This is a genomic window from Glaciimonas sp. Gout2 (assembly GCF_035018905.1).
Classification (GTDB): domain Bacteria; phylum Pseudomonadota; class Gammaproteobacteria; order Burkholderiales; family Burkholderiaceae_D; genus Glaciimonas.
In genome coordinates this window covers 1-5545 of record NZ_JASJXA010000089.1, presented here as the reverse complement: position 1 = coordinate 5545, position 5545 = coordinate 1, and the positions used below count along the sequence as shown (strand labels likewise).

Here is a 5545-nt window from a genome sequence, read left to right as displayed (position 1 = left end):
TTCCAAAATATCTTCTTCTCTGACTAAAAAATTGGTTGTTGGCTGAGAAGTAACGAGCAAATTACTTTTTATTTCTTTTGCACGGGCCGCCTGAAGCGCAGTATTTTTGGTCAATGCATCATTTACACGACTGATCGATGGCAACAGGAAGGCCGCATGCATAACAAGCCAGACGACCAATAATGCACAAGCAATCAAACCAGGCAATCCAATGGCCCCAGCGATGCGATACCACTCCCATTGAAAGCGCATCAACATTTTATTTATCCGTATTGTTTGGATATTCATTTCCACCCCAATGCCACACTTGCATCCAATAGCCAATCCTGATCATTCGACGCATTTTGTCCGTGTCGCTGTAAAAAAACGTTATTCCCAAATTGTTGCTTGAGACGCTCCACAAAACTGAATAACCCCTCGCGTGACTTAGCATTAATATGCAATTGCATACTGCCTTTGGTCAGATCCGTTTCCACACGTAACAGACTGATATCATCTGTCCATGCTGCCTCGAGTCGTGTAAGCACAGCGATCGCAGGTTCAGGTGGCGAGGCGCCCTGTGGCATTTTTTTTGCCAACTCTAATTTGATGGCTTTTTTTTCCTTATCAGCGCTGCGCTGCAAAGCCGCCAGACGTGTATCTTCAATATTTAGCTTCGCGGTTTGTAGTCTCAACTCCCCAACGTCTTGCAGCAGCAGATATCCAGCCGTAAAGGCAATAATCAAGGCGACAACGATGAATACAGGACGGAAGCGATCAGTGGCGATGACAGGAACCGCATTTCGTTTAAATAGACGCATGCGTGCTCTCCTGCGATACGATTACTTCAATTTGAGATGAGTGCGTAACTGCACGTGTGGGTGCAATCACTGGCAATTCTGAAGTCACCGTATAATCACTTGAGTAGACATTCTCGGGAAAAAAGTTTGCCAATATGGAAGCCGACAAGATGCAAAGTGCAGGTTCCTGGCCTACTCCCGGCAAAGTGAAGGCATTGCGCCAAATGCCATCTTGCCTGAACGCAAATTCATAGCTCTCCGATTGACGCACAACAAATACTGCGTCTGTATGCAACACGCCAGGATGACGGTTGATAGTGTCGGACAACAATGTTTGTATACGCTGTAGCCTTATTTTTTGCTGTTTACAAACGACGATAATTTCGTCCACGATGTCGCGACGAATAGCGCTGGCAATTGCAGGACAGCCGAACTTTTCCTGTGATATCTCGCAATACCAATCGGAGCGAATGATGCCGTAATGTTGCTCTAACATTGACTCCGCATATGCGAGACGATCTGCAGGAGAGATAATTTCATCTTGCCATGGCAAAATCATATGGTTCACATAAGGATAACTAAGCGCTATCTCGATCACGTCGAGCATTGGTAATTTACTACGTGGTAAAGTAGCAATCAACGTATCAAAGGTCGCACAACACTCTTCAGAATTGCTGGAAGACGACAACGCAAGTTTATGCGTTTGCGCTATTGGATTATCTGATAGACGTATAGCGACTTCTGCGCCGATTACGGCAATATATTTATTCCATCGCAATGACACGTTGCACCTCCGATAATGTCGTTTTTCCTTCGATTACAGCGGCTATCGCCACGTCGCTCATTGAAACAAATCCCTCTGATTTGGCGATAGCCTTCAGTGCTCGCATCGGGACTTTTTGCATCACGGCATCCTTAAAACTCTCGCTGCAACGTAGAATTTCCGCCAATGCGATACGGCCATGAAAGCCGGTAAAACGACATGCATCACATCCCGCACCAACCATAAAATGTGCGGTATCAGTTCCATTTGGAAAGCGATCCGGATTCAATTTTTCTATCTCCTGACGCTCAGTGTCGGAAACCGGATGAGAACATGTCGGGCAATTACGTCGGACCAAGCGCTGCGCCACGACACCGTTCAACGCCTCAAGCAAGCTCGCTGGCTCAACGCCCATATAAAGAAAACGTTCAAGCACACTAAAAACACCATTGGCGTGGACTGAAGACAGCACTAAATGTCCTGTTAGTGCTGCCTGTACAGCGATACCCGCAGTTTCCGTATCGCGTATTTCACCGACTAAAATAATGTCGGGATCATGCCGCAAGATTGAACGAAGACCTTTCGCAAACGTTAGTCCCTTCTTGTCGTTCACAGGAATTTGCAACACGCCTTGTAATTGGTACTCAACCGGATCCTCAATCGTAATGAGCTTCTCTTCGCCGCTATTGAGTTCCGAAAGCGTGGCATACAATGTAGTCGATTTTCCGCTACCGGTAGGACCGGTTACTAACACCATACCGTGTGGAATTTTCACCAGACTACGAATGCGATCCAAGGTATGGATATCAAAGCCAAGCGTCTCAAGTTTGATGGCCTGATTCTGACTGGATTTATCCAATACGCGTAATACGGCATCTTCGCCATGAATACTTGGCATCACCGATACACGGAAATCAATATTCCGAGACTGTATGCATACCTTGAAACGACCGTCCTGAGGAATTCTACGTTCGCCGATATCCATCCCACCCAGCACCTTGATACGCGAAATCGTCTGTTCTGCAAAATCGCTTCCCTGCACTTGCGTAATCGCTTGCAATACACCATCAATACGATATTTCACCACAAGGCCATCATCAATACTTTCCAGGTGAATATCACTTGCGCGTGATTGCAGCGCGTCGAAAAGCGTTGAGTTGAGTAGCTTTACGACCGGGCTTTGATCCTGTGAAATAGTGCTTAATGAAATTTCGGTTACGTCATCAGTCTGACGCTCAGATTGTTCCTGTTGAAACTGGTCTATAGCGCGTTCCTGCGCCTCTACCATCTTTAGCCGTTGTTTTACTGCATCTGGTATGGTGACCGCTAACACAGCAGTGTGTTGTTGACCCAAGAGTTGGATCCAGTGCTGTCCCCAATTTCGAGCGGAGATGGAACCAGGGCGTCCCATCACCAGATACAAAAGTCCATCAACACGAATAGGCAAAATCTGCTTATCCAATACAACCGCCAATGGCATGATGTCGAAATCACAATCAGCAGCCAGCACGATATCGCTCGAGATTGAGCGCAACCCAATAAGAGCGGCGATCTCGTCGATTCGCTCTGGCTGTGTATTTAGCATGTGTTCGATGGCGGCGTCACCATGTTCTGCCATGGAAGCAGATAGCCAGGCCGGCATATCGATATCCTTGCCAAGGTTATTGGTCATGTTATCGATAATGTTATCGATCATATTCTCAGTCATATTGTTGGTCATGAAACGCTTCCCGCCAACTCAAAGATCGGCATATACAATAAAAAGACGATGGTCCCGATCAAGCCGCCCACAATGAGCATCAAAATCGGTTCAAATACTTTGCTAAACAACTCTATGGCGCGGGCCAGCGCTTCGTCATGGAACTGTGCAATACGTTCACACATACCAGCCAGGTCGCCACTTTTTTCGCCGACGCGTAGCAAACGGGCCGCAACAGGAGTCGTCAAATTGGCGTCTACCAATGCACCGGCAACTCCGCGCCCTTCTTGAACGTGTTGAAGAACTTGTTGCAAATCAGACTGACGGTCTGCAGGAAGTAACTTTCCGGTCAACGTCAATGCATCAACTACTTGCATGCCACCGAGTAATAACAAACCGAATGTCCGATAGAAACGCGCCAGAACAAACAACACACGTTGTTCGTTAAGACGATTAACGCTCCAGACCATTTTCCATAGTCCAGCCTTCACTGTTTTAGTGCGCAAAGCTAATACGCCGGCGATAACGCTGGCAACAAGGGTGAGAAGAAGTTCTCCCCCGTGCTCGGTGACCATTCCAGCCCACCACACCATCAATTGTGCCGTGCCATTGAGATCCTTCATGCCACTGAAGACGGTGGCAAATCTCGGTATGACGAACACGACCAAAAATCCTAAAATCAATGCACCGACCGATACCACGATGAGCGGATACATCAGCGCGCTCCAGACTTTCTTTTTCAAAGCAGCAATCTGTACTTCGTAATGATGAAATCGACGCAACGCCTGTGGTAATTGACCGCTATGCTCGGACGACGCAACACTGGCAATTAGTAATGTTGGGAAAATCTCGCTCTGTTGCTCCATCGCCTGTGAAAGTGGCTGCCCCCGATATAAATACGTTAACAGTCCATCTAGTACTTCCTTATGCTCTTCATTTGCCGACTTCTCTGCCAAAGCTTCGATTGCTTCAACTAATGCCAGGCCCGCGTCAAGAAGCGCGATCAGTTCCTGAATAAACAGACCAAGTAGAAATTTAGTGCGACGTTTTGCGCGTAGTCGGACTTCCTTAACGCGCAAGACATGTCCCTGTTTTGCACATTGATTGCTGGCATCATTGGCATCTTTGGCCTGTATTAATTGATGCTCTGCATTGCCGCCACGCATGACGAGTACGTCGAACTGCTTCATTGCGTAGCCGTATTAAGCTGCACAAACGAGCGGGTGGATTTTCCTGAAAGAACCTTGGCAACGTGAGTTCGTTTTTTTGTCTGCATTTTTAACGCTCGATATTGTCCAGCTACTTTCTTGATATATCGGTTGCGCGCATGTTTTCGATGTATGCTTGTTCCAGCGTTATAAGCCCCAACTGCAGTCCAGTTATAGCCAACGCGTTGAACAAATTCTGCCAAAATCCACGCACCCACCATCACCGAAGTACAAGGCTCCGCGATCAAACGTTTTTCGGTAATACCGAATGTAGCAAGTCGCGGGAAATGCAACTTATTAATTTGCATTAAGCCTACGTCATAGGAGCCATCATTGTTATAGTTACGAGCAGCAGCATTCATACCCGACTCCACATGCGCCATAGCCTGAAGCAATATTGGGTCAATGTTGTAGCGAGCGCCAGCTTCGTCCCAACATGCGGCTTGCGACGAAGTTGAAACCGCCAGACACATAGTGACCGCAATCAAAGATATTTTCATAACTCAAAATCCCCTCGTAATATCTTTATTTTTTCCTGAGCCACCCAGCTGTCCATCAGCGCCCAAAGACAAAATTTCAACTTCATGCGTAGCATCGGCATCACGCGCTGGGTTATGCCAGACGTATGCGTTTTCCCATGGATCCTTCGGCAAACCACTATTTAAATACGGCCCCTTCCAATTATTTTCACCAGCTGGCTGTTCTATCAAGGCTTCTAATCCTTGCTCTTCAGTTGGGTAGATGCCCGTATCAAGCCGGTACTGACCAAGTACATCGGCAAGCGTTTTCATTTGTGCCGCTGCTGCACTTTCTTTAGCTTGTTCGATTTTTCCAAATAACTTTGGCCCGACATACCCAGCTAACAACGCGGTAATCAATAGAACCACCAGTAATTCGAGTAACGTAAAGCCACGTTCAGATTGGGATTTTGGGTTCATCATTTGTATTTCCTTGGTTAGAGTTGGGGCTGTTGCGCCGATACGGACTTCATTACTGATTTATATAGTTACTTAGCTGACCGCTGACTTCGTTACTGAAATCGACGAATACGCCACAACTTACGTCTGATTTTGAGGTGATTTGATAACATCTATAT

Annotated in this window: 7 protein-coding genes; all 7 read right to left on the bottom strand. The window is 46.8% G+C overall.

Translation table 11 applies throughout. From position 1 onward, the window contains the following. Window positions 1-288, bottom strand: a 288-nt coding sequence (locus QN379_RS22975) for a hypothetical protein (RefSeq protein ID WP_323507717.1), incomplete at its 3' end; no start/stop codon positions are given. Next, window positions 285-800 carry a hypothetical protein gene (locus QN379_RS22970; protein WP_322239010.1) on the bottom strand — a complete coding sequence of 172 codons (516 nt, stop codon included), beginning with the start codon at window positions 798-800 and terminating at the stop codon, window positions 285-287. The genes QN379_RS22975 and QN379_RS22970, both read right to left, overlap by 4 nt. Continuing rightward, a complete protein-coding gene (locus QN379_RS22965) occupies window positions 787-1563 on the bottom strand; it encodes a hypothetical protein (RefSeq protein WP_322239012.1) in 777 nt (258 codons plus the stop codon). Before QN379_RS22965 ends, QN379_RS22970 begins: the two co-directional genes overlap by 14 nt. Continuing rightward, entirely contained in the window at window positions 1544-3262 is a 1719-nt protein-coding gene (locus tag QN379_RS22960) for a GspE/PulE family protein (protein WP_322239014.1), read from the bottom strand. Before QN379_RS22960 ends, QN379_RS22965 begins: the two co-directional genes overlap by 20 nt. Continuing rightward, a complete protein-coding gene (locus QN379_RS22955) occupies window positions 3259-4431 on the bottom strand; it encodes a type II secretion system F family protein (RefSeq protein ID WP_323507716.1) in 1173 nt (390 codons plus the stop codon). The genes QN379_RS22960 and QN379_RS22955 overlap by 4 nt, the downstream gene beginning before the upstream one ends. Then, window positions 4428-4949 (bottom strand): transglycosylase SLT domain-containing protein, encoded by a 522-nt coding sequence (locus QN379_RS22950; protein WP_322239018.1) that lies wholly within the window; start codon window positions 4947-4949, stop codon window positions 4428-4430. The genes QN379_RS22955 and QN379_RS22950 overlap by 4 nt, the downstream gene beginning before the upstream one ends. Before the next feature lie 3 nt (window positions 4950-4952). Then, window positions 4953-5387, bottom strand: coding sequence for a type II secretion system major pseudopilin GspG (gene gspG, locus QN379_RS22945; RefSeq protein ID WP_322240681.1), 435 nt, complete (start codon window positions 5385-5387; stop codon window positions 4953-4955). Between the last annotated feature and the right edge of the window lie 158 nt (window positions 5388-5545).